Consider the following 23,625-nt stretch of genomic DNA (forward strand, 5'->3'; position numbering starts at 1 on the left):
CGGATTCCTGTGGTGCCGGGGTGTGGGGTCTATGCTAGACGGGGTGCGCTGATCTGCCTCGTTGATGATCCGGATGGGGCCGATAGATATTTTGAGACTTGCGTCGTGGTCAACCGCCTGTGTGCCGTTGACCTGGATCAGGGGAACTCGACCGCTCATCGGGCAGTCTTCCCTTCAGGTTTCTCCGCCCAACCTGCCTAGGAGGCTTGTATGTTCCGTAAACTCGCTGCTGTATCCCTGCTCGGCCTGTTCAGTGCTCCGCTGCTGGCCGCCGAATGCTCCGTGGACATCCAGGGCAACGACCAGATGCAGTTCAGCACCAACGCCATCAGCGTCGACAAGAGCTGCAAGACCTTTACCGTCAACCTGTCCCACCCCGGCAGCCTGCCGAAGAACGTCATGGGCCATAACTGGGTGCTGACCACCGCCGCCGACATGCAGGGCGTAGTGACCGACGGCATGGCCGCCGGCCTGGACAAGAACTACATCAAGGACGGCGACACCCGCGTGATCGCCCACACCAAGATCATCGGTTCCGGCGAGAAGGACTCGGTGACCTTCGATGTGTCCAAGCTCAAGGCTGGCGATGCGTACGCCTTCTTCTGCTCCTTCCCGGGCCACTCGGCCATGATGAAGGGCACCCTGACCCTCAAGTAATCCCGGCCTCGTCCTGGTACGAAGATCCGGCGATACGAAAAGCCCGACTCAAGGTCGGGCTTTTTCTTTCATGCAACAAAGCTAGGGTGTTTCTGGTCGAATCCGCAGTTGGGGGGATGCCATGTATCACGGTGAACGCTTCAATGCTTGGACCCATCTGATCGGCGCCGTCGCCGCGCTGGTCGGCGGCATCTGGCTGCTGGTCGCCACCAGCCTGCTCGGCGAGCCGCTGCGCATCGTCAGCGTGGCGGTGTACGGCACAACGCTGACCCTGCTCTACAGCATCTCCACGCTGTACCACAGCGTGCGCGGACGGGCGAAGGTCATCCTGCGCAAGCTCGATCACCTGTCCATCTACCTGCTGATCGCCGGCAGCTACACGCCGTTCTGCCTGGTGACGCTCAAGGGGGCCTGGGGCTGGACCCTGTTCGGTATCGTCTGGAGCATGGCGGTGATCGGCATGCTGCAGGAGATCAAGCCGCGTTCCGAGGCGCGGGTGCTGTCGATCATCATCTATGCGGTGATGGGCTGGATCGTGCTGATCGCCGTCGGCCCTTTGTACCGGGCGCTGGGCGGTGCCGGCTTCGCCTGGCTGGTGGGCGGCGGCGCCTGCTACACCATCGGCATCATCTTCTTCGCCTACGACAGCCGCTTCCGCCACTGGCACGGCATCTGGCACCTGTTCGTGATCGCCGGCAGCCTGTTGCACTTCATCGCTATCTGGCGCTACGTCATTCCGGCGCGCTGAGCTGGCGCCGGGAAATGGCTGGCGCGGGAGGGCTCCCGCGCCATGACTGATTACGGCGTGGTGGGGAGCGCGCGCTTGTGGCGGGTCTTCTCGAAGGTGCGGACGATGATGTCGAAGGCTTCCTGACTGACGTCCTCGCCGTGCAGGAAGGCGTCGATTTCCTTGTAGGTCACGCCGTGGGAGTGCTCGTCCGGCTTGCCGGGGGCGAGGTCTTCGAGGTCGGCGGTGGGCACTTTCTCCACCAGGTTTTCCGGCGCGCCGAGGGTGCGGGCGATGGTGCGCACCTGGTTCTTCACCAGGCCGGTGAGCGGGGCGAGGTCGCAGGCGCCGTCGCCGAACTTGGTGAAGAAGCCCATCACCGCTTCGGCGGCATGATCGGTGCCGACGACGAGGCCCTGGCGGGCGTTGGCGATGGTGTACTGGGCGACCATGCGGACGCGCGCCTTGGTGTTGCCCAGTGCGAAGTCACGGGTGCCTGCGGGCAGGCCCTCCAGCGCCAGGGTCTGGGCGGCCAGCGCCTGGACCGACGGGCCGATGTTCACGGTGTGGCGCTCGTCCGGGGCGATGACGTCCACCGATTCCTGGGCGTCATGCTCGTCGCCCTGCACGTTGTAGGGCAGGCGCACAGCGATGAAGCGATAGCTCTGGTCGCCGGTCTCGGCGCGCAGGCCTTCCGCCGCGCGCTGGCAGAGCATGCCGGCGGTGAGCGAGTCGACGCCGCCGCTGATGCCCAGCACCAGGGTCTTCATGCCCGAGCCTTTCAGGCAATCCTGGATGAAGCGCACGCGGCGCTGGATTTCCGCCTGGACGTCGTCCGGGCCCTTGAACGGCGGCTGGACATTCAGCTCGGTCGCGATGGCTTGCTGGGTGGCTTTCATGGATGTACCTCGATCCGGACAGTGACAGGCCGATGCCTGTTGGAATGCAGGAAAAATACCAGCGTCGGTTGCGCTGGGTCGATGGTCAATTGCGCCAATCAGGGCGCTGTCAGGCGCGCCTGGATCCACTCCACGAAGGCCTGCACCTTGGGCACCGCCGCGGCATGCTCGGGGTACGCCAGGTAATACCCGCTGCGACTGGCCAGACCATGCTCCCAGGCGATGACCAGCTTGCCTTCGTCCAGCTCCTCCCTGACCAGGAAGCGCGGCAGCAGCGCCGCGCCGCAGCCGGCCTGAGCGGCGCGGATACACATGTAGAAGGTGTCGAAGCGCGGGCCGTGGTAGCTGTGTTCGCTGTGCTTGCCCAGGCTCAGGAACCACTCGTGCCAGGCCTCCGGGCGGGTGGCGTTCTGCAACAGGACCAGTTCGGCCAATTGGGTGGGGTCGCTCAGGGGCTTCTCCGGCAGGATGGCTGGCGAGCACACCGGCACCATTTCCTCGCCGAAAAGGTGCATGCACTCCGCCCCGGGCAAGGTTCCGGCGCCGAAGAAGAACGCGATGTCACAGCGCGATTGCAGCAGGTCGCTGGGTTCCAGCTCCTGGCGCAGGTCGAGATGGATGTTTGGGTGGCGGTGGCGCCAGCCGTTCAGCCGCGGGATCAGCCAGCGTGCGCCAAAGGTGGGCGGCGTCGCCACGCGCAGCACCTGGGTTTCGCCGCCGTAGGACAGCAGGTAGTGGGTGGACATCTCTACCTGGGTGAGGATCTTGCGCACTTCCACCAGGTACAGGTCGCCCGCCGGCGTCAGTTGCAGGCGGCGGCGCACGCGGCGGAACAGCAGGTGCTGGAGCATTTCCTCCAGCTGCGCCACCTGTTTGCTGACGGCGCTCTGGGTCAGGTTCAGCTCTTCGGAGGCACGGGTGAAGCTCAGGTGCCGCGCCACCGCTTCGAAGCATTGCAGGGCGGTCATGGACGGCAGGTGGCGTTTGCTCAGCATGGAGGGCGGTTCATGAATTTACGGAATGATGTGCATAGGAAACGTCGTTTGTTGTGCCCAGGCAAGCCGTTTATTACTGCTGGCATTCCAACTGGTTCTGAACCCAATCAGGAGTCCGCATGATTTCCGCACTGCTCGAATCCCTCGGCGTCGACGCCCGCCTGGTCACTGGTGGCGATCAGGTCATCCATTCTCCCGTCGACGGCAGTCGCCTGGGCGCGGTGCGCCTGGAAAGCGCCGCCGAGGTGGAGCAGAAGATCGGCCGCGCCGCCCACGCCTTCGACGCCTGGCGCAAGGTACCGGCGCCGCGTCGTGGCGAGCTGGTGCGCCTGTTCGGCGAGGAACTGCGGGCGAGCAAGGCGGCCCTGGGCGAGCTGGTGTCCTGGGAAGCCGGCAAGATCACCCAGGAAGGCCTGGGTGAAGTGCAGGAGATGATCGACATCTGCGACTTCGCCGTCGGCCTGTCGCGCCAGCTCTATGGCCTGACCATCGCCTCCGAGCGCCCCGGTCACCACATGCGCGAATCCTGGCATCCGCTGGGCGTGGTCGGTGTGATCAGCGCCTTCAACTTCCCGGTTGCCGTGTGGTCGTGGAACACCGCGCTGGCGCTGGTCTGCGGCAACTCGGTGGTGTGGAAACCGTCGGAGAAGACTCCGCTCACCGCGCTGGCCTGCCAGGCGCTGTTCGAGCGTGCGCTGAGCAAGTTCGGTGACGCCCCGGCTCATCTCAGCCAGGTGGTGATCGGTGATCGCAGCGCCGGCGAAGCGCTGGTGGACGACGCGCGCGTCGCTCTGGTCAGCGCCACTGGCAGCACCCGCATGGGGCGCGAGGTGGGCCCGCGCGTAGCGGCTCGCTTCGGCCGCAGCATCCTCGAACTGGGCGGCAACAACGCCATGATCCTCGCGCCCAGTGCTGATCTCGACATGGCCGTGCGCGCCGTGCTGTTCAGCGCCGTCGGCACCGCCGGGCAGCGCTGCACCACGCTGCGCCGGCTGATCGCCCACGAGTCGGTGAAGGACGAATTCGTCAGCCGCCTGAAGACCGCCTACGCCAAGGTGCGCATCGGCCATCCGCTGGAAGGCAACCTGGTCGGCCCGCTGATCGACGAGCGCAGCTTCCTGGCCATGCAGGGTGCGCTGGAGCAGGCGCGCGGGGAGGGCGGCGTGGTGTTCGGCGGCGAGCGTCAACTGGCTGATAAATTCCCCAACGCCTATTACGTGTCGCCGGCCATCGTCGAGATGCCCGAGCAGAGCGACGTGGTGCGCAGCGAAACCTTCGCGCCGATCCTCTACGTGGTGCCGTACAAGAACTTCGACGACGCCGTGGCGCTGAACAACGACGTGCCGCAAGGCTTGTCGTCGTGCATTTTCACCACCGACATCCGCGAGGCGGAAGCCTTCATTTCGGCGGTGGGCAGCGACTGCGGCATCGCCAACGTCAACATTGGCCCGAGCGGCGCGGAGATCGGCGGCGCCTTCGGCGGCGAGAAGGAAACCGGCGGCGGCCGCGAATCCGGCTCCGACGCCTGGAAGGCCTACATGCGCCGGCAGACCAACACCGTGAACTACTCGCGGGAATTGCCGCTGGCCCAGGGCATAGTGTTCGATTGAGGACGCCCTTGTAGGAGCGAGCTTGCTCGCGAACAGCTCCGCAGCGGGGTTTGTTCGCGAGCAAGCTCGCTCCTACGAAGAGCACGCAGTACCGAGTCATTCACAAAGGTTCGCGTAGAAGGATCGCTGGATGTCGCTTCGCCAAGAGTGTCTGTGGGAATACCTGACCCCCGAACGTCCGGAAGCGCCGACGTTGCGCGGGGATCGCAAGGTCGATGTGTGTGTCATCGGCGCCGGGATCACCGGCCTGTCCGCCGCGCTGCATCTGCTGGAGAAGGATCAGACGGTCTGCGTGCTGGAGGCCCATGCCACCGGGCATGGCGGTTCCGGGCGCAACGTCGGGCTGGTCAATGCCGGCCTGTGGATTCCGCCGGACGAGATCGAAGCGGGCCTCGGCGCGGAAGTCGGTGAGCGGGTCAACCGCATGCTCGGCAACGCACCGTCCCTGGTGTTCTCCCTGATCGACAAATACGCCATCAACTGCCAGGCGCGCCGCGAAGGCACCCTGCACATGGCGCACAACGCCCGTGGCCTGGCGGACCTGCGCAGCCGCTGCGAGCAATGGGGCCGTCGCGGGGCGCCCGTCGAGCTGCTGACCGGCACGGCATGCGAAGAAGCCTGCGGCACCAGCAGGATCGCCGGTGCGCTGCTCGACCGCCGCGCCGGTACCCTCAACCCGATGGCCTACGTCAGCGGGCTGGCCCGTGCGGTGGTCGGCCTCGGCGGTGAGCTCTACCACCACTCCCCGGTGGTCGGGCTGGTACACGTGGGCAACGCCTGGAACGTCATCACCCAGGGCGGCGTGGTCACCGCCGAACAGGTGGTGATCGCCTCCAGCGCCTACACCGAAGGCGAGTGGACGGAGCTGCGCCGCACCTTCTTCCCCGGATACTACTATCAGGTCGCCTCGCGTCCGCTGGAGGGCGCGGAAGCGGCGCGCATCCTGCCGGGCGGGCAGGGCTCCTGGGACACCCGCCAGGTACTCAGCAGCATTCGCCGCGACGCCGATGGCCGCCTGCTGCTCGGCAGCCTCGGCAAGGGCACCGGCAAGCCGGAGTGGTTCCTGAAAAGCTGGGCCGACCGCATCCAGCAGCACTACTTCCCCAGGCTGGGCAAGGTGGAATGGGAGTTCACCTGGACCGGCTGCATCGACTTCACCCCCGACCACCTCATGCGTCTGTTCGAGCCGGCGCCGGGGCTGGTCGCCATGAGCGGCTACAACGGCCGTGGCGTCACCACCGGCACGGTGGTGGGCAAGGCCTTCGCCGATTTCCTGTTGGGCGGTGATGCCAGCGTCCTGCCGATGCCGCTACGGCCGATGGAGGAAATTTCCGCCGCCGGTCTGCGTAGTCGTCTGTACGAAGCGGGCTTCTCGCTCTACCACGCCGGGCAGTGCCTGCGGGTGGTGATCTGAACCCGGCGATGCGTGGGCGGGGGCCTCCCGCCGCGTCTGCCCCAACGTTCTCTGCACTTTGGTCTAGCCTCTTATGGTGCGTTACCCCGACGGGTCTGCACCGGGGATGTGCAGTTCGGTGACAGCGAAGGTTACGGATGGGGTTGCGCCTGTGGTGGCTGGATGTGTCAGCTCACGGGAAGGAGGGTTGCGCCTTTTCGATAATGTGGTTGCACCTTCGGTTTTGGGTGGGTTGCACGTGTCTAGCACTGATGCCTGCCAGCTCTGGCTGTTTTTGCTGTAGGACTTGGTTAATAACAAAAACGAATGGCACGCGGCTTGCTGTCGATAGCTCGCGTAATCAGAAAAATCGCCAACATTAGTTCGTGCGCCATTACAAAAACCCTCAGGAGCAAAACTCCATGTCGCAGAAGATTTTCAGAAAAGGCTTTCTGGCCCTGGCGGTAACCACCGCGCTTGGCATGTCTTCCTTTGTAGAGGCTGATGTCGTAATCGGGGTCGCAGGACCGCATACCGGGGCGAACGCCTCGTTCGGCGAACAGTATTGGCGGGGAGCCAATGCCGCCGCCGACGCAATCAACGCCGCCGGCGGTGTGAACGGGGAGAAGATCAAGCTGGTGAAGGCGGACGACGCCTGCGAGCCGAAGCAGGCCGTAGCGGTCGCCAACCGCCTGGTCGACCAGGACAAGGCCATCGCCGTGGTCGGCCACTTCTGCTCGTCCAACACCATTCCCGCCTCCGAGGTGTATGACGAGGCCGGCATCATCACCATCACCCCCGGCTCGACCAACCCGAAGGTGACCGAGCGCGGCCTTGCCGGCATGTTCCGCATGTGCGGTCGTGACGACCAGCAGGGCATCGTCGCCGGCAACTACATCGTCAACGTCCTGAAGGCCAAGAAAGTCGCGGTGATCCACGACAAGGACACCTACGGCCAGGGTCTGGCGGATGCAACCAAGGCGCAGCTGAACAAGCTGGGCGTCAAGGAAGTCCTCTACGAAGGCCTGACCCGCGGTGAGAAGGACTTCAACGCCCTGGTCACCAAGATCCGTGCCTCGGGCGCGGAAGTGGTGTTCTTCGGCGGCCTGCACCCGGAAGCCGGCCCGCTGGTACGGCAGATGCGCGAGCAGGGCCTGACCACCGTGTTCTTCTCCGACGACGGCATCGTCACCGACGAACTGGTCACCACCGCCGGCGGCCCGCAGTACACCAAGGGCGTGCTGATGACCTTCGGCGCCGACCCGCGCCTGATCCCGGACGGCAAGGCCGTGGTGGACAAGTTCCGCGCCGGCGGCTTCGAGCCCGAAGGCTACACCCTGTACGCCTACGCCTCGGTACAGGCGCTCGCCGCCGCCTTCAACGGCGCCGGCAAGAACGATCCCCAGGCGGCCAGCAAATGGCTGCACACCAACCCGGTGCAAACCGTGATGGGCAAGAAGGAGTGGGACGAGAAGGGCGACCTGAAGGTCTCCGACTACGTCGTCTATCAGTGGGACGACAAGGGCAAATACCACCAGTTGGAAAAACAGAAGTAAGCGTCCGGACGCTGTCCTCGGTTCGCAACACCCCGGCCTGCTCCTGCACGGGCTGGCCGGGGACATGCGCATCCGGACAGCTGCCGAACACCCGCTCCGACCTGCCGGCGCCGCCACGAGCGGTGCCGGCATCCCCGCAGGTCGGCGCTCGCCCGGCGACGGTCACGAGCCGTTCAGCCCGCTTGCCGCCCGCCTTCCCTGCCCTGTCTGTGTGAGTACCCAATCGTGGACGGTATCTTTCTCCAGCAAATGATCAACGGGCTGACCCTCGGGTCGGTCTATGGGCTGATCGCCATCGGCTACACGATGGTTTACGGCATCATCGGCATGATCAACTTCGCCCACGGCGAGGTGTACATGATCTCCGCCTACCTCTCGGCGGTCGCCCTGGCGCTGCTGACGTTCTTCGGCCTCGAATCCTTCCCGCTGCTGATCCTCGGCACGCTGGTCTTCACCATCTGCATCACCGGGCTGTACGGCTGGGTGATCGAACGCATCGCCTACAAGCCGCTGCGCAACTCCACGCGCCTGGCGCCGCTGATCTCCGCCATCGGCATGTCGCTGATCCTGCAGAACTACGTGCAGCTATCCCAGGGCCCGCGCCAGCAAGGCGTGCCGACCCTGCTCGACGGCGCGCTGAAGTTCCACGTCGGTGAAGGCTTCGTGCAGCTGACCTACACCAAGGTGTTCATCCTCATCGCCGCCTTCGTCGGCATGGCCGTGCTGACCTACGTGATCCAGTACACCAAGCTCGGGCGCATGTGCCGCGCCACCCAGCAGGATCGCAAGATGGCCTCGATCCTGGGGATCAACACCGACCGCGTGATCTCCTACGTATTCGTCATCGGCGCCGCCATGGCCGCGCTGGCCGGCGTGCTGATCACCATGAACTACGGCACCTTCGACTTCTACGCGGGCTTCATCATCGGCATCAAGGCGTTCACCGCCGCGGTCCTCGGCGGCATCGGCTCGCTGCCCGGCGCCATGCTCGGCGGGCTGATCCTCGGCGTGGCCGAGGCGCAGTTCTCCGGGATGATCAACACCGACTTCAAGGATGTGTTCGCCTTCGGCCTGCTGGTGACCATCCTGATCTTCCGACCGCAAGGGCTCCTGGGGCGTCCCCAGGTATCGAAGGTGTGAGCATGATGGCCGCTTCCCAGACCACCGCCGCGCCGAAGACCGCGCGCATCGATATCAAGAAGAGCCTCGTCGATACCCTTCTCTCCGGCCTGATCGCCCTGGTGGTGTTCGGGCCCATCGTCGGCGTGGTGCTCGATGGCTACAGCTTCAACCTCGAACCGGTTCGCCTGGCCTGGATGGTCGGCGCCGTGATGATCGGTCGCCTGCTGCTCAGCCTGTACCTGCAGACCCCGGCCGGTGCACGCGTGATGGAGCGCTTCGAAAGCTCCGACTCGGGCATCACCGTGCTGCAGCCGGGCTACAAGACGCGCCTGCGCTGGATCGTCCCGCTGCTGATCGTCGCCGCGGTGATCTTCCCGTTCTTCGCCAGCAAGTACCTGCTCACCGTGATCATCCTCGGGCTGATCTACGTGCTGCTGGGCCTGGGGCTGAACATCGTGGTCGGCCTCGCCGGGCTGCTCGACCTGGGCTACGTGGCCTTCTACGCCATCGGCGCCTACGGCCTCGCGCTGGGTTACCACTACCTCGGCCTGGGCTTCTGGACGGTCCTGCCGCTGGCGGCCCTCACCGCCGCGATGGCGGGGGCGCTGCTGGGCTTCCCGGTGCTGCGGATGCACGGTGACTACCTGGCCATCGTGACCCTCGGCTTCGGCGAGATCATCCGGCTGATCCTCAACAACTGGCTGTCCTTCACCGGCGGCCCGAACGGCATGCCGGTGCCCTCGCCGACCATCTTCGGCCTGGAGTTCGGCCGCCGGGCGAAGGAGGGCGGCACGCCGATCCACGAGTTCCTCGGCATCGACTACAACCAGAACCTCAAGTTCGTGTTCATCTACGCCGTGCTCTTCGTGGTGGTGCTGCTGGTGCTCTACATCAAGCACCGGCTGACCCGCATGCCGGTGGGCCGCGCCTGGGAAGCGCTGCGCGAGGACGAGATCGCCTGCCGCGCCATGGGCCTGAACCACGTGCTGGTGAAGCTCTCTGCGTTCATGCTCGGCGCGTCCACCGCGGGTCTGGCGGGCGTGTTCTTCGCCAGCTACCAGGGCTTCGTCAACCCGTCGTCCTTCACCTTCTTCGAGTCGGCGCTGATCCTCGCCATCGTGGTGCTCGGCGGCATGGGCTCCACCGTGGGCGTGGTGATCGCCGCCTTCGTCCTCACCGTGGCGCCGGAACTGCTGCGCAGCTTCGCCGACTACCGGGTGCTGCTGTTCGGCATCCTCATGGTGCTGATGATGATCTGGCGACCGCGCGGGCTGATCCGCATCAGCCGAACCGGCTTCGCCGTACGCAAGGGGGTGGCGCCATGAGCGATAAGATCCTCAGCGTCGAGCACCTGATGATGCACTTCGGCGGCATCAAGGCGCTCAACGACGTCAACCTCGACGTGGAGCGCGGTTCCATCACCGCGCTGATCGGCCCCAACGGCGCCGGCAAGACCACGGTGTTCAACTGCCTGACCGGTTTCTACAAGGCCACCGGCGGCAACATCCTGCTCAACACCCAGGGCAGCACCACGGACGTGATCAAGGTGCTCGGCCAGCCGTTCCAGGGCAGCGACTTCGTCAACCCGGCGCAGTTCGGCAACCGTCTCTACTACAAGATGTTCGGTGGCACCCACCTGGTGAACCGCGCGGGGCTGGCGCGCACCTTCCAGAACATCCGGCTGTTCCGCGAGATGTCGGTGGTGGAGAACCTGCTGGTGGCCCAGCACATGTTCGTCAACCGCAACCTCATCGCCGGCGTGCTCAACACCCCCGGCTACCGCCGCGCGGAAAGCGAAGCGCTGGACCACGCCTTCTACTGGCTGGAAGTGGTGGACTTGGTGGATTGCGCCAACCGCCTGGCCGGCGAGATGTCCTACGGGCAGCAGCGCCGCCTGGAGATCGCCCGCGCCATGTGCACCCGGCCCGAGCTGATCTGCCTGGACGAACCCGCCGCCGGTCTCAACCCGGCCGAGACCCAGGCACTGGCGCGCATCGTGCGCTACCTGCGCGACCACCACGGGATCACCGTGCTGCTGATCGAGCACGACATGGGGATGGTGATGAACATCTCCGACCACATCATCGTGCTCGACCACGGCGTGGTCATCGCCCGTGGTGCGCCGGCTGAGATTCGCCACAACGACAAGGTAATCGCCGCCTATCTCGGCGCGGACGAAGAGGAGCTGGCATGACGGCGCCGATGTTGGAATTCCGTGATGTGGATGTGTTCTACGGGCCGATCCAGGCGCTGAAGAAAGTCTCGCTGACCGTCAACGAAGGGGAAACCGTGGCGCTGATCGGCGCCAACGGTGCGGGCAAGTCCACGCTGCTGATGTCGATCTTCGGCCAGCCGCGCGCGGCCGGTGGCGCGATCCTCTACAAGGGCCAGGACATCCGCCACAAGTCCGCGCACTACGTCGCCTCCAACGGCATCGCGCAGTCGCCGGAGGGGCGCCGGGTATTCCCCGACATGACGGTGGAGGAGAACCTGCTGATGGGCACCATTCCCGTCGGCATGGACCACGCCCAGGAGGACATGGAGCGCATGTTCGACCTGTTCCCGCGCCTGAAGGAGCGGCGCAACCAGCGGGCCATGACCATGTCCGGCGGCGAGCAGCAGATGCTCGCCATCGCCCGCGCGCTGATGAGCCGGCCCAAGCTGCTGCTGCTCGACGAGCCTTCGCTGGGCCTGGCGCCCATCGTGGTCAAGCAGATCTTCCAGACCCTGCGCGAGCTGGCGCAGAGCGGGATGACGCTGTTCCTCGTGGAGCAGAACGCCAACCATGCGCTGAAGCTGTCGGACCGCGGCTACGTGATGGTCAACGGCGAGATCCGCCTGACCGGCACCGGGGCGGAGCTGCTGGGCAACCAGGAGGTTCGCAACGCCTATCTCGGCGGGCACTGAGCTCGTCCTCGCTCCCCTGTAGGAGCGCCCCATGGGCGCGATCGCGGGCATGGCCCGCTCCTACGGGGACATTCGCCATCTGCCTTCGAGGTTCTCATGCAAGACCTCCGCTTCCTCACCAACGCCGACGTCGCCGCACGCCTGGCATATCCACAACTGATCGAAGCGCTGCGCCAGGGCCTGGCCGGCGAGTGCGAGGCGCCCGTACGCGGCTGCCATGCGCTGCCGGAAAACGCCTCGCTGCTGACCATGCCGGTGTGGCGACCGGGGCAGGACATCGGCGTCAAGCTGGTCACCGTGTTCCCCGGCAACGGCGCGAAGAACCTGCCGGCGGTGGCCGCCTTGTTCTGCCTGTTCGATGGCGAAACCGGCCGCCCGCTGGCCATGCTCGAAGCCTCCGAACTGACCGCCCGGCGCACCGCCTGTACCTCCGCGCTGGCCGCCGACTACCTGGTGCGCCGCGATGCGCGCCGGCTGCTGATCGTCGGCAGCGGTACCCTCGCTCCGCACATGGTCCGCGCTCACTGCGCGGTGCGCGAGTACGAGGACATCGCCATCTGGGGCCGCCACGACGACAAGGTGAATGCCCTGGTGAAACACCTGCAGGACGAAGGCTATCCGGCCCATGCCTGCGCCGAGCTGCGCGGCGCTGTCGCGGCGGCGGACTGCATCAGCTGCGTGACCACCTCCCGCGAGCCCATCGTGCACGGCGAATGGCTGCGCTCGGGTTGCCACCTCGATCTGGTCGGCGCCTTCCTGCCGTCCATGCGCGAGACGGACAGCGAGGCCGTGCGTCGCGCCCGGATCGTCGTCGATACCCGCGAAGGTGCGCTGGAGGAGGCAGGCGATCTGCTGATCCCCATGGGCGAGGGCGTGATCGACGAAAGCGCCATCCACTGCCAGCTTGCCGACCTGCTGCAGGGACGTGGCGCGCGCAAGGACGACAGCGAGATCACCCTCTTCAAGTCGGTGGGTTATGCACTGGAAGACCTGATTGCGGCGCGCTTGCTCGTAACCTGAGGTTGTCCAGAAAATCTGTGGGCCGGCCTGTGGATAAGGTCTGGGCGGATCATCGCAAGCCCCGTGTTCAGGGGCTCCGCGAAGGCCGGCTGATTTCTGCTCTATCGCCCTGAAAGCCTGTATGGATGGACAGTTGAGGTCTTCCGGAAAAGTTCCCGGCGGCATTCGGTTGTCCACGCCAGCCGTTGAAAGACCTGTGGATAACCTTGGGAAGAACTTCTCCGGCACAGTGCTGGCGCGGGCTGCGGCGCGGCGTTCGAAATTCGTCCAGCGAAAATGCGCCGCCGCGCTTGCCCACAGATTCCGTGGAGCAGCCTGTGGACAAGGTGGGCGCAACTCGCGGCGAGCCCGTAGCCATGGGGCTTTCACGCGGCTGTGCGGGTTTTATCCAGCACGGCTGTAACGCAACGTGGCGGATTCGGGCTGTTATGCTCGACCGACCGACAAGAACGCGCGCGGCACGAATTTCCGGCATGCACCGGCGACGGCGGCGCCCAGCAAGAGGATTTCTGCGATGACCACTCCCACCCTGTTCATTACCGGCGCCACTTCCGGCTTTGGCGAAGCCTGTGCGCGCCGCTTCGCCCGCGATGGCTGGTCGCTGGTGATCACCGGCCGTCGCGAGGAGCGCCTGAAGGCGCTGGCTCAAGAGCTTTCGGCACAGACCGAGGTGCTGCCGCTGGTGCTCGACGTGCGTGACCGCGCAGCGATGACTGCGGCGGTGGACACCCTGCCGGAGAAGTTCGCCAAACTGCGCGGGCTGATCAACAACGCCGGCCTGGCGCTGGGCGCCGACCCGGCGCAGAACTGCGAGCTGGATGACTGGGACACCATGGTGGATACCAACATCAAGGGCCTGATGTACGCCACTCGGCTGCTGCTCCCGCGCCTGATCGCCTATGGCCGCGGCGCGAGCATCCTCAACCTCGGTTCGGTGGCCGGCCACTGGCCCTATCCGGGCGGCCACGTCTATGGCGCGACCAAGGCCTTCGTCGAGCAGTTTTCCCTGAACCTGCGCTGCGACCTGCAGGGCACTGGCGTGCGCGTCACCAATCTCGAGCCGGGCATGTGCGAGAGCGAGTTCTCCCTGGTGCGCTTCGGCGGCGACCAGGCGAAGTACGACAAGACCTATGCCGGCGCCGAGCCGATCCAGTCCGAAGACATCGCCGAGACCATCCACTGGATCATGAACCAGCCGCCGCACATCAATATCAACACCCTGGAGCTGATGCCGGTCAGCCAGGCGTGGGCGGGGTTTGCGGTGCATCGCAAGGGCTGATGCACCGTCGCACTCTGGGGTGTCCGTGCCGGGATTTCGCCCTCACCCCAGCCCTCTCCCAGAGGGAGAGGGAGCCGTCCGTACCGGCTGACACCGAGGTTTCAACTTGCGCCGAACGGTCCCTTCTCCCGCTTGAGGAGCGGGGCGCGCAGCCAGGGTTAGGGTGAGGGGCTGTTGATCTTGTAGAAGCGAGCAGGTCAGCCGGCGAGCAGCCAGGCGCCGGCACCCGCCGAAGCCAGCCCGGCGAAACGCACCAGCGGCGCCGCGGCCTGCGGCAGCAGACGAACGATGCCGTAACCCGCCGCGTGCAGCGCGGCAGTCGCGCCGACGAAGCCGGTGGCATACAGCCACGGGCTGCTCAGTTCCGGCAGCTCCAGCCCGTGGGCCACGCCATGGGCGAGGGCAAACAGTGCAGTCGCGCCCATCGCCAAAAGCAGCGGCGGACGCACCGCCAGCGCCACGCACAGGCCCAGCGCCAGCACGGAGGCGGCAATGCCGGTCTCCATGAACGGCATCTGCACTCCCTCGAAGCCCAGCAGCCCGCCGACCAGCATCGCCGCGACGAAGGTGCAGGGTAGCGCCAGCCGTGCCGTGCCCTGCTGCTGCGCCGCCCAGAGACCGACGGCGAACATCGCCAGCAGGTGGTCGAGGCCGGTGATGGGATGGGCGAGGCCGGCGATCAGGCCGTGGTCGCCGTGGCCGGGATGGGCGAAGGCCACCGCTGGGGTGAGGAACAGCGCGACGCTGTAGAGGGCTTTGCGCAGGTTCATGGTGTCGCTCCTTGGTCTTGTAGTCGTCTGTCGTAGGGGGCGATCAGGCCGCGATCAGCAGCCCCTGGCGTTCGATGAAGGCGATGATCTCGGCCAGGCCCTGGCCGGTCTTCTGGTTGCTGAACACGAACGGCTTGTCGCCGCGCATGCGTGTGGCGTCCTGATCCATCACCTCCAGCGAGGCGCCTACCAGCGGGGCCAGGTCGATCTTGTTGATCACCAGCAGGTCGGACTTGCAGATGCCCGGCCCGCCCTTGCGCGGGATCTTGTCGCCGGCAGACACGTCGATCACGTAGAGGGTCAGGTCCGAAAGCTCCGGGCTGAAGGTGGCCGAGAGGTTGTCGCCGCCGGATTCCACCAGGATCAGGTCGAGGCCGGGGAAACGGCGGTTGAGCTGGTCCACGGCTTCCAGGTTGATCGAGGCGTCCTCGCGGATTGCCGTGTGCGGGCAGCCGCCGGTTTCCACGCCGATGATCCGCTCCGGCTCCAGCGCCTCGTTGCGTACCAGGAACTGCGCATCCTCCTGGGTGTAGATGTCGTTGGTGACCACGGCGATGTTGTAGCGCTGGCGCAGGGCGCGGCACAGCGCCAGGGTCAGGGCAGTCTTGCCGGAGCCCACCGGGCCGCCGATGCCGACGCGAAGAGGTTGAGAGTTCATGGCAGTTCTCCTAGGAGCGGAACAGACGGCTGTATTGGGTTTCGTGGTTCATGCAGGTCAGCGCCAGGCCGAAGGGAGCGCCGCCCGCTGGCGGGTTGGCGAGCGCGGTGCGGCAGGCCTGGTCGAGGTCGGGGAGCAATTGCGAGGTGAGCTTCTGCGCGGCCAGTTGGCCCAGCGGCAGGGTCTTCATCAACACTGCCAACTGGTTCTCCAGCCAGCTCCACAGCCAGGCGCCCAGGGCTTGCTCCGGGGACAGCCCCCAGGCGCGGGCGGCCAGCGCCCAGGCGGCGGCGAAGGACGGTTCGGCCTGCCCGGCGAGCCACTGGCGCGCGGCTTCGTCCAGCTCGGGCAGCGCTTCGAGCAACTGGCCGAGGGAGAAGCCCATCTGCCGGTTCTCCAGGCCCAGCTCGCGGGTCTCGCGGCTGGCGCGATGGCGTTCAACGGCATCGCGCAGGGCTTCCCAGTCGGCGCTTTGCGCGGCCTGCAGCAGTTCGGCGAGCAGCGGGCCTTCGAAGCGAGCGAGGTTCAGGTGCAACTGATCGACGAGCCAGCTACGGGCGCTGTCGGCGTCCTTCACCAGGCCCTGGTCGATGGCGCTTTCCAGGCCCTGGGAATAGCTGTAGCCGCCGATGGGCAACTGCGGACTGGCCAGGCGCAGGAGCGACCAGAGGCTTGACGAGTCAGTCATGAGCGACAGCCTGCCCGTGCCTGTCGATTGGCCCCCTCTCCCTGAGGGAGAGGGCTGGGGTGAGGGGGATGAGCCGGCACGGAGTCACACGCGCACTCCGAACTGGTGCAGCTTCGGCGCATAGTTGAATTCTTCCTCGCCGTGATGCGAGTGGTGATGCCCGCCGCCGTAGGCGCCGTGCTCCGGCTGGAAAGGCGCTTCGATGGCCTCCACCGTGGCGCCAAGCTGGTCGAGCATGGCCTTGAGCACGTAGTCGTCGAGCAGGCGCAGCCAGCCCTCGCCGACCTGTAGCGCGACGTGGCGGTTGCCCAGGTGGTAGGCGGCGCGACTCAGCTCGCGGGCGTTGGCGCAGGTCACGTGGAGCAGCTTTTCCGGCGCTGCGCAGACGCGCACCACGCGCCCATCGTTGGCCAGCAGGCATTCACCATCGGCCAGCGGCGACTGGCCCCGTTCGAGGAACAGGCCGACGTCCTCGCCGCTGCGGGTGAAGCAGCGCAGGCGGCTTTTGCTGCGCGCCTCGTAGTTCAGGCGCAGCTCGGCGTCCCAGTGTGCACGGGGTTCGATTCGTTGATGGATGACCAGCATGGCAGTGTCCGGCAGTAGCAATGGCGGTGCTACAGCAAGGGGCTTGCCAGTGCGGGGCGGCGTCAGTGCTGGCGCGGGCTGGAGCGGTTGTCCGAACGGTCAGTAATGGTGCGTGCGCGCAAGGATGGTGCGCATGAAAACGGTGCGCACCAAGGCGGGGCAGGTGTGCTTTGTAGGAGCGAGCTTGCTCGCGAACAGAGTCCGCTGCGGGGTTGGTTCGCGAGCAAGCTCGCTCCTACAGGGAAACCCGGCGCTCGGGTCAGTGCGTAGGAGAGTTCGTCAGGGCCGCGAACCGATTCCCGTCCAGTGCTTGGCGCCGATCATGATGAAGCGCAGTTGCTGGGTGACCTTGGCCTCGGGCGACAGGTGCGTCGGCAGGGTGTCGGCCGGCGGGTCGATCAGTTCGGGGAGGGTGGCGAACACCGTCTTCACCACCAGGTCGGCGATCACGTCGAGGTCCTGCGCCTGCAGGTGCGGCAGCTTGTTCAGCAGCGCAAGGTCGGCGGCGAGGTCGTCGGTGATGCGCTGGCGCAGTTCGCCCACGGCCTGGCGGATCGGCAGCGAGCCGCCGTACTGCTCGCGGGCGAGGAAGAGGAACTGGGTGCGGTTGGCGCTGACTGCGTCGAGGAAGATGCGCACCGACGCCTCGATCACGCCGCCCAGCTCGAATTCGTTGCGCCGTACCACGCGCAGGGTCTGGCGGAAGGTCTCGTCGACGTCGGCGACCAGCGCGAGGCCGAGCTGGTCCATGTCCGTGAAGTGCCGGTAGAAGCCCGCCGGCACGATACCCGCCGTCTTCGCCACTTCCCGCAGGCTCAGGCTGCCAAAGCCGCGACCGCTGTCCATCAGGCTCCGGGCGGCATCCATCAGGGCCTGGCGGGTCTGTTGTTTCTGTTCGGCGCGGGGAGTGGACATACGGCGATGCGATCCATGGCGAAGGCGAGGACGAGAGCGCAGGCACTCTAACAAATGCCGGTCGGTGCCGGGGAAGTTACTGTGCAATCCAGTGAACATGTGTTGACTGAAAATGCCCGCGCGTGAGATTTTAGTGAACACATGTTTACTATTTGGTGTTGTGAATGTCGTTTCTTCCCTTCGCCGGCCTGCGCCTGATCCGGCCGCTGCTCGTGCCGTTGCGCGCCCTGGTGCGTGGCCAGTGGCTGCGCGAGTCGGATGTCGATGCGCTGCTGCGGGCGTGCCATCGCGGCTGGGCGCTCGACCGGGTCTACGCGCGGGTCGAGGCGCGGCAGTGGGTGGCGGACGACATGCTCGAACTGCGCCTGCGCCCCAATGCCAACTGGTGTGGTGCGCGGCCCGGCCAGCACGTGCAGTTGTACGTCGAGCGTGAGGGCGTGCGTTGCAGCCGCAGCTACAGCCTGACCCGCATTGCCGAGGATGGTTGCCTGGAATTCGCGGTGAAGCTGCAGCCGGGCGGCCGTGTTTCCTCCTACCTGCTGCATCAGCTGTGTGTGGGCGAGATGCTGGAGCTGGGGCCGGTGGACGGCGACCTGAGCTGGCCGCAGGACGAGCAGGGCGTGCTGTTGCTGGCGGCCGGTAGCGGGCTGACACCCTTGCTCGGCCTGCTGCGTGAAGCGCTGGTGCGCGGCTACATCGGGCCGGTGACGCTGCTGCATTACGTTCGCGAGCGCGGCCAGAAGGCATTCGTCGACGGGCTGGAAGCGCTCGCCCAGCAGTATCCGAACCTCGAATTGCGCTGGGCATTGAGCGGTGATGCGCCGGTGGACGGTGAGCTGCGTGGGCGTTTTCATCCTGAGCATGTCCAGGCGTTGGGCGAGCGCCACGTACTGGCCTGCGGTCCCGGCGGTTTCGTCGACAGCGTGCGCCAGACGCTCGAAGCGAGCAGCCGCAGCCTTCAGCTGGAAAGCTTCAGCCCGCCGAGCTGGGACGAGGGCGAGCCCGCCAGATCGGTGAACCTGCGCTTTGCCCGCAGCGCGCTGGAGGTATCTGGCGACAGCCGTCGCAGCCTGCTGGAGCAGGCCGAAGCCAGCGGCCTGCGCCCGGCCCACGGTTGCCGCCAGGGCGTCTGCGCCAGCTGCACCTGCATCCTGGTCAGCGGCTGCGTGCGCGACCTGCGCAGCGGCGAGCTGTTCAGCGAGCCGGGACAACCCATCCGCATTTGCGTCAGCGCGCCCCAGGGCGACCTGACCCTCGATCTCTGACTCAAGGAGCTTCCATGCGCGACGACCGCGACCTGTCCGCCGCCGAGCTGGCGGCCTTCGGTGCCGAGCTGGACGCCCTGCGCCAGCGCACCCTGCATGATCTGGGCGAAACCGATGCCCGCTATATCCGCCGCATCCGCGCGGCGGTGCGCTTCTGTTGCTGGAGCGGACGCCTGCTGCTGATGGCCGGCTGGTTCCCGCCCACCTGGCTGCTCGGCACTTTCCTGCTCGGGCTGGGCAAGATCCTGGAGAACATGGAGCTGGGCCATAACGTCATGCATGGCCAGTACGACTGGATGAACGACCCGGAATTCGCCGGGCGTACCTATGAGTGGGACATCGTCGGCCCTTCGGATTTCTGGCGGCACACCCACAACCACATCCATCACACCTACACCAACGTGCTGGGCAAGGACGACGACGTCGGCTACGGCGTGGTGCGCCTGTTCCCCGAGCAGAAGTGGAAGCCCTTCTACCGCTGGCAGCCGCTGTGGGTAACCCTCCAGGCGCTGCTGTTCCAGTACGCCGTGGCGATCCAGCATCTGCGCCTGGACAAGTACGTGAAGGGACGGATGAGCAAGGAGGAGTTGCGCCCGCTGCTGCGCCAGTTCAACGCCAAGGTGGGCCGCCAGTGGCTCAAGGATTACGCGGTATTCCCGCTGCTGGGGCTGTTCAGCGGTGCCTTCGGCGCGGTGCTGCTGGGCAATGTGATCGCCAACCTGTTACGCAACCTGTGGACCTTCACCGTGATCTTCTGCGGCCATTTCACCGAGAAGGCTGCGGTGTTCCCGCCGCAGGTGCTGGAGAACGAGACGCGCGGCCACTGGTACCTGCGCCAGTTGCGCGGGTCGAGCAACCTGGAAGGTGGAAAGGTGTTCCACATTCTCACCGGCAACCTCAGCCACCAGATCGAACATCACCTGTTCCCCGACCTGCCGGCACGCCGTTACGCCGAGTTGTCGCGCCATGTGCGCGAGATTGCCGCGCGCTACGGACAGACCTACAACAGCGGCAGGCTGTCCGCGCAATTCGCCACGGTCATCCGGCGGATCTGGATCTACCGTCTGCCCAGTGCCGCGACGGCCGTCTGAGACGGATCAGGCGCGCCGGCTCTGCGGCGCGTTGATTTCCTCGCGCAGGGCGCGCAGCTCGGCGGCGTCCTGGTTGAGGTGATGGATGGACTTGAGCAACTTCTGCCGCAGCAGGTCGTCCTGGACCTGATCGACGGCCCGCATGACTTCCAGCGCCGTGGCTTCGTTGTTGGCGGCAACGGCGTCGAGGGTTTTTCGCAGGCTGCGAGTAGCGTGGTGCACGGGGGATCTCCTTCAAACTGCGTGCACCCTACGACATGAACATTTCCAATAAATTTCAGCACTTGGCTATTGGATGGGCGGTCATTCGTCGCGTGGCGCGGTGTCAGTACAGAAGGCACAGGGCGATCAGCGGTACCAGGTTCAGCAGCAGTACGCCGATCTTGTACACCGCCATGCCGCCATAGTGCAGGGCATCGAAGCGCTCGACGGAAATCGCGAACCAGCGCGAGTGCAGGCGGTACAAGCGGTCGTGGGCGAGGCTGAAGGCGGCGAACCAGATCAGCAGGACGACATAGTTGATCAGGGTGCAGTAGAGCAGGAAGGACTTGAGGTCGGCGGGTGTCATGGCAAATCTCCGGGCTCTTTCCCGTTTGGAGAGAGCCGCCGACCGATGGTTTCACCGTGATGGCGGCAGAGCGGGGTGATGGTGATAATGCCCGGGGCGCCACAATGTGATCTTTGCCACGCCGGAGCTGTCCGATATCGGGCGCCTGCCGGTCGCTGGCGGCGCCTTGCCAACCTACCCCATCCCTCGAATCGCCTGCCGGACCCGCCATGTTCAGCCCGCTCGTCACCTTTCCCGCGCTCTATACCGCCACGCTGCTGATGCTCGCCGGCTCCGGCCTGTTCACCACCTACATGGGCCTGCGCCTGACCCAGGAAGGGGTGGGCGACCTGTGGGTCGGTGGCCTGATGGCCGCCTATTACTTCGGCCTGGTCTGCGGCGGCAAGTTCGGCCACAAGCTGATCGCCAGCTTCGGCCACATCCGTTCCTACGTTGCGTGCGCAGGCCTGGCGACGGTGATCGTGCTGATCCACGCGCTAGTCTCGCAGCTGGAGGTCTGGGTCGTGCTGCGCTTCGTGATGGGTGCGGTGATGATGAACCAGTACATGGTGATCGAGAGCTGGCTCAACGAGCAGGCCGAGTCGCGCCAGCGCGGCAAGGTGTTCGCCGGCTACATGGTGGCGGTGGATGCCGGCCTTGTGGTCGGCCAGGGCTTGCTGGCGCTGAGCCCGGCGCTGGACTACAAGCCGCTGCTGCTGGTCGCCATCTGCTTCTCCTCGTGCCTGATCCCGCTGGCGCTGACCCGCCGGGTGCACCCAGCCAAGCTGGTGGCCGCGCCGCTGGAGATCGGCTTCTTCTGGAAGCGCGTGCCGCAGTCGCTGGGCACCATCTTCGTCGCCGGCCTGATGATCGGCGCCTTCTACGGCCTGGCGCCGGTGTATGCGGCGCGCAACGGCCTGGATACCTCGCAGTCGAGCCTGTTCGTCGGCATCTGCATCATCGCCGGCTTCTGTTCACAATGGCCGCTGGGCTGGCTGTCGGACCGGATGAACCGCAGCTGGCTGATCCGTGGCAATGCGCTGTTGCTGTGCGTCGCCGCCGTGCCGATGTGGGGGCTGGTGCAGTTGCCGTATCACCTGCTGCTGGCCAACGGTTTCGTCACCGGCATGTTGCTGTTCACCCTCTATCCGCTGGCAGTGGCGCTGGCCAACGACCACGTCGAACAGCCGCGCCGCGTGGCGCTTTCGGCGATGCTGCTGACCACCTACGGCGTCGGCGCCTGCATCGGCCCGCTGTTCGCCGGCGCGATGATGCGCCACTTCGGCCCAGGCATGTTCTACATGCTGGTGTCGGCCTATGCGCTGCTGCTGATCTTCTGGGTGCAGCCCCGCCGCGTCACCGATCTGCATCGCGTCGACGAGGCGCCGCTGCACCATGTGCCGATGCCCGACACCGTCAGCCCGATGTCCGCAGCGCTCGATCCGCGTGTCGAGGAAGTGCCGGAGGAGCTGGTGGTGGAAGCGCCGCCCACCATCGGCCGCTCCGACGGCGCGCCGGACGGCCCCGAAACCAGGGGCTGACTGGCCGGGCCTGCCTCGGTACCTGCCTCCTAGAAAATGCCTCCCCGATGCGGGCGGCACACATAAGAAAGCCCGGCATGAGCCGGGCTTTTCTGTCGCCTTGCGGCGTAGATCAGACTTTCAGGTGAGCGTCGAAGACGGTGTCGCCACCGGACTCGGCAACCATGTTGTCGTGCAGGCGATCGACGCTGTGCTCCGAACCATTCTCGGCAACGCGGGCTTCATCACCCATCTGCTTGTGCAGGCGGTCGATGGTGCGGTCGGAACCGTTTTCGGCAACGCGGGCTTCGTCACCCATTTGCTTGTGCAGGCGGTCGATGGTGCGCTCGGAGCCATTGTCGGCGACGCGGGCTTCATCACCCATCTGCTTGTGCAGACGGTCGATGGTGCGTTCGGAACCGTTGGCAGCAACGTGATCTTCAACTTTCTGCTGCTGAAGTTGGTGTTCGTGCTGGTGGGTGGCGCGCGGGCCGTTGTTCAGGATGGCCGGTGCGGCGAAGGCGGCACTGGCAGTCATCAGGGAAGTGAGTGCAAGGCTGAGGGCGATCTGACGTTTCATTTTAAGTGGCTCCGAAGGGGGGAGGAAGTTCTTGGCTACGGGTTCATTTTCCCTTCGGATTAATCGATTTAAAAACGATGTACCTCAATAGAGTGGATCAACGTCATCGATTATTTAGCCGGCTAATTTCTACTATCGCTGTCGCTGATGGAACGACGAAAAGCGCTCTGGAACGGCGCTTTCAGGGAGTGCATCCGGTGGGGCGGGCAGGATGTCGTTAGGACGCTGAATTGCCCATGCTGATAGCGCTGCTGCCGTTGAGAGCGGAAGGGCATAAGAAAGCCCGGCATGGCCGGGCTTTTCTGTCGCCTTGCGGCGTACTGCGTGGATCAGGCCTTCAGATGGGCGTCGAAGACGGTATCGCCACCGGACTCGGCGACCATGTTGCCGTGCAGGCGGTCGATGGTCTGGCTGGAGCCGTTTTCGGCCACGTTCATTTCCTGGTGCAGGCGATCAACCGACTGGCTGGAGCCGTTCTCGGCAACACCCAGTTCCTTGTGCAGGCGGTCGACGCTCTGGTTGGAGCCGTTTTCGGCCACGTTCATTTCCTGATGCAGGCGGTCAACCGACTGGCTCGAACCATTCTCGGCAACACCCAGCTGCTTGTGCAGACGGTCGATCGATTGGCTGGAGCCGTTCTCGGCGATGCGGGCCTTGGCCGCGTCCAGTTGTTTCTGTTGTTGATCCAGGGTGCGTTCGGCACCGTCCTGGACCAGCATCTGAACCTGGCTGGCGTTCACCGCCGGGGATTCCTGCTGGGTACCGGCGAAGGCGGCATTGGCGGCAAGTACGGAGAGGGCAAAGCCAAGTACGAGAGTGCGTTTCATGATTCGGCTCCAGA

The 23,625-nt window shown here is 65.7% G+C and carries 25 protein-coding genes; 14 read left to right on the forward strand and 11 right to left on the reverse strand.

Annotated elements, in window-relative coordinates:
• The first annotated feature begins 210 nt into the window (after positions 1 to 210).
• Both azu and trhA read left to right on the forward strand, forming a co-directional pair.
• Positions 211 to 657 (forward strand): azurin, encoded by a 447-nt coding sequence (gene azu / locus ACQ5BL_RS14310; protein ID WP_243804453.1) that lies wholly within the window; start codon positions 211 to 213, stop codon positions 655 to 657.
• Between the two features lie 121 nt (positions 658 to 778).
• A complete protein-coding gene (trhA, locus tag ACQ5BL_RS14315) occupies positions 779 to 1,405 on the forward strand; it encodes a PAQR family membrane homeostasis protein TrhA (protein ID WP_207882354.1) in 627 nt (208 codons plus the stop codon).
• A 50-nt stretch (positions 1,406 to 1,455) separates the two neighbouring features.
• Here trhA and nadE read toward each other — a convergent pair whose 3' ends face one another.
• Both nadE and ACQ5BL_RS14325 read right to left on the reverse strand, forming a co-directional pair.
• Positions 1,456 to 2,283 carry an ammonia-dependent NAD(+) synthetase gene (nadE, locus tag ACQ5BL_RS14320; RefSeq protein ID WP_207882356.1) on the reverse strand — a complete coding sequence of 276 codons (828 nt, stop codon included), beginning with the start codon at positions 2,281 to 2,283 and terminating at the stop codon, positions 1,456 to 1,458.
• A gap of 98 nt (positions 2,284 to 2,381) precedes the next feature.
• A complete protein-coding gene (locus ACQ5BL_RS14325; protein WP_243804455.1) occupies positions 2,382 to 3,278 on the reverse strand; it encodes a LysR family transcriptional regulator in 897 nt (298 codons plus the stop codon).
• A gap of 119 nt (positions 3,279 to 3,397) precedes the next feature.
• Here ACQ5BL_RS14325 and amaB point away from each other — a divergent pair, with 119 nt between their 5' ends.
• The 9 genes from amaB to ACQ5BL_RS14370 all read left to right on the forward strand — a co-directional run bounded on the left by amaB (position 3,398) and on the right by ACQ5BL_RS14370 (position 14,165).
• Positions 3,398 to 4,888, forward strand: coding sequence for an L-piperidine-6-carboxylate dehydrogenase (amaB, locus tag ACQ5BL_RS14330; RefSeq protein ID WP_279577148.1), 1,491 nt, complete (start codon positions 3,398 to 3,400; stop codon positions 4,886 to 4,888).
• A gap of 130 nt (positions 4,889 to 5,018) precedes the next feature.
• Positions 5,019 to 6,302 (forward strand): L-pipecolate oxidase, encoded by a 1,284-nt coding sequence (gene amaA, locus ACQ5BL_RS14335; RefSeq protein WP_243804457.1) that lies wholly within the window; start codon positions 5,019 to 5,021, stop codon positions 6,300 to 6,302.
• A gap of 401 nt (positions 6,303 to 6,703) precedes the next feature.
• On the forward strand, positions 6,704 to 7,837 hold the full coding sequence (locus ACQ5BL_RS14340) for a branched-chain amino acid ABC transporter substrate-binding protein (protein ID WP_207882364.1): 1,134 nt from the start codon (positions 6,704 to 6,706) through the stop codon (positions 7,835 to 7,837).
• A 225-nt stretch (positions 7,838 to 8,062) separates the two neighbouring features.
• Positions 8,063 to 8,977, forward strand: a complete 915-nt coding sequence (locus ACQ5BL_RS14345; RefSeq protein WP_152226536.1) for an ABC transporter permease subunit — start codon at positions 8,063 to 8,065, stop codon at positions 8,975 to 8,977.
• Between the two features lie 5 nt (positions 8,978 to 8,982).
• Positions 8,983 to 10,284 (forward strand): high-affinity branched-chain amino acid ABC transporter permease LivM, encoded by a 1,302-nt coding sequence (gene livM, locus ACQ5BL_RS14350; protein WP_243804670.1) that lies wholly within the window; start codon positions 8,983 to 8,985, stop codon positions 10,282 to 10,284.
• Positions 10,281 to 11,153, forward strand: a complete 873-nt coding sequence (locus tag ACQ5BL_RS14355) for an ATP-binding cassette domain-containing protein (protein ID WP_207882369.1) — start codon at positions 10,281 to 10,283, stop codon at positions 11,151 to 11,153. The genes livM and ACQ5BL_RS14355 overlap by 4 nt, the downstream gene beginning before the upstream one ends.
• The gene (locus ACQ5BL_RS14360; RefSeq protein ID WP_207882371.1) at positions 11,150 to 11,866 is read left to right on the forward strand and encodes an ABC transporter ATP-binding protein; all 717 of its coding nucleotides are present in this window, start codon (positions 11,150 to 11,152) and stop codon (positions 11,864 to 11,866) included. The genes ACQ5BL_RS14355 and ACQ5BL_RS14360 overlap by 4 nt, the downstream gene beginning before the upstream one ends.
• Before the next feature lie 96 nt (positions 11,867 to 11,962).
• Positions 11,963 to 12,886 carry an ornithine cyclodeaminase family protein gene (locus ACQ5BL_RS14365; protein WP_243804459.1) on the forward strand — a complete coding sequence of 308 codons (924 nt, stop codon included), beginning with the start codon at positions 11,963 to 11,965 and terminating at the stop codon, positions 12,884 to 12,886.
• A 514-nt stretch (positions 12,887 to 13,400) separates the two neighbouring features.
• Positions 13,401 to 14,165, forward strand: coding sequence for an SDR family oxidoreductase (locus tag ACQ5BL_RS14370; protein ID WP_243804461.1), 765 nt, complete (start codon positions 13,401 to 13,403; stop codon positions 14,163 to 14,165).
• Positions 14,166 to 14,362: 197 nt separating this feature from the next.
• Here the strand turns inward: ACQ5BL_RS14370 and ACQ5BL_RS14375 are convergent, their stop codons facing one another.
• The 5 genes from ACQ5BL_RS14375 to ACQ5BL_RS14395 all read right to left on the reverse strand — a co-directional run bounded on the left by ACQ5BL_RS14375 (position 14,363) and on the right by ACQ5BL_RS14395 (position 17,781).
• Positions 14,363 to 14,935, reverse strand: coding sequence for a HupE/UreJ family protein (locus ACQ5BL_RS14375; protein ID WP_243804463.1), 573 nt, complete (start codon positions 14,933 to 14,935; stop codon positions 14,363 to 14,365).
• A gap of 43 nt (positions 14,936 to 14,978) precedes the next feature.
• Positions 14,979 to 15,593, reverse strand: a complete 615-nt coding sequence (ureG, locus tag ACQ5BL_RS14380) for an urease accessory protein UreG (protein WP_243804465.1) — start codon at positions 15,591 to 15,593, stop codon at positions 14,979 to 14,981.
• A gap of 10 nt (positions 15,594 to 15,603) precedes the next feature.
• Positions 15,604 to 16,281: an urease accessory protein UreF gene (locus ACQ5BL_RS14385; RefSeq protein ID WP_243804467.1), complete on the reverse strand. Its 678-nt coding sequence runs from the start codon at positions 16,279 to 16,281 to the stop codon at positions 15,604 to 15,606.
• Positions 16,282 to 16,365: 84 nt separating this feature from the next.
• Positions 16,366 to 16,866: an urease accessory protein UreE gene (ureE, locus tag ACQ5BL_RS14390; RefSeq protein ID WP_243804468.1), complete on the reverse strand. Its 501-nt coding sequence runs from the start codon at positions 16,864 to 16,866 to the stop codon at positions 16,366 to 16,368.
• 279 nt (positions 16,867 to 17,145) lie between these two features.
• A complete protein-coding gene (locus ACQ5BL_RS14395) occupies positions 17,146 to 17,781 on the reverse strand; it encodes a TetR family transcriptional regulator (protein ID WP_243804469.1) in 636 nt (211 codons plus the stop codon).
• 164 nt (positions 17,782 to 17,945) lie between these two features.
• Between ACQ5BL_RS14395 and ACQ5BL_RS14400 the strand changes: the two genes are divergently transcribed.
• Complete coding sequence (locus ACQ5BL_RS14400) at positions 17,946 to 19,046, forward strand: ferredoxin reductase (protein ID WP_243804470.1); 1,101 nt, start codon at positions 17,946 to 17,948, stop codon at positions 19,044 to 19,046.
• Between the two features lie 14 nt (positions 19,047 to 19,060).
• On the forward strand, positions 19,061 to 20,137 hold the full coding sequence (locus ACQ5BL_RS14405; RefSeq protein ID WP_430293172.1) for a fatty acid desaturase family protein: 1,077 nt from the start codon (positions 19,061 to 19,063) through the stop codon (positions 20,135 to 20,137).
• 6 nt (positions 20,138 to 20,143) lie between these two features.
• Here ACQ5BL_RS14405 and ACQ5BL_RS14410 read toward each other — a convergent pair whose 3' ends face one another.
• Together ACQ5BL_RS14410 and ACQ5BL_RS14415 are read right to left on the reverse strand one after the other, a co-directional pair.
• Positions 20,144 to 20,359 carry a hypothetical protein gene (locus ACQ5BL_RS14410; RefSeq protein ID WP_243804471.1) on the reverse strand — a complete coding sequence of 72 codons (216 nt, stop codon included), beginning with the start codon at positions 20,357 to 20,359 and terminating at the stop codon, positions 20,144 to 20,146.
• Between the two features lie 103 nt (positions 20,360 to 20,462).
• On the reverse strand, positions 20,463 to 20,705 hold the full coding sequence (locus tag ACQ5BL_RS14415; RefSeq protein ID WP_243804472.1) for a DUF6868 family protein: 243 nt from the start codon (positions 20,703 to 20,705) through the stop codon (positions 20,463 to 20,465).
• Between the two features lie 209 nt (positions 20,706 to 20,914).
• On the opposite strand from ACQ5BL_RS14415, the gene ACQ5BL_RS14420 reads away from it, so the two are divergent.
• Positions 20,915 to 22,225, forward strand: coding sequence for an MFS transporter (locus ACQ5BL_RS14420; protein WP_207882388.1), 1,311 nt, complete (start codon positions 20,915 to 20,917; stop codon positions 22,223 to 22,225).
• Between the two features lie 112 nt (positions 22,226 to 22,337).
• Here ACQ5BL_RS14420 and ACQ5BL_RS14425 read toward each other — a convergent pair whose 3' ends face one another.
• Entirely contained in the window at positions 22,338 to 22,784 is a 447-nt protein-coding gene (locus ACQ5BL_RS14425; RefSeq protein WP_207882389.1) for a phage infection protein, read from the reverse strand.
• Between the two features lie 329 nt (positions 22,785 to 23,113).
• The gene (locus ACQ5BL_RS14430) at positions 23,114 to 23,611 is read right to left on the reverse strand and encodes a hypothetical protein (protein ID WP_243804473.1); all 498 of its coding nucleotides are present in this window, start codon (positions 23,609 to 23,611) and stop codon (positions 23,114 to 23,116) included.
• Positions 23,612 to 23,625 lie beyond the last annotated feature (14 nt).

This window comes from Pseudomonas sp. B1-22, from assembly GCF_050474425.1.
Taxonomy (GTDB): domain Bacteria; phylum Pseudomonadota; class Gammaproteobacteria; order Pseudomonadales; family Pseudomonadaceae; genus Pseudomonas.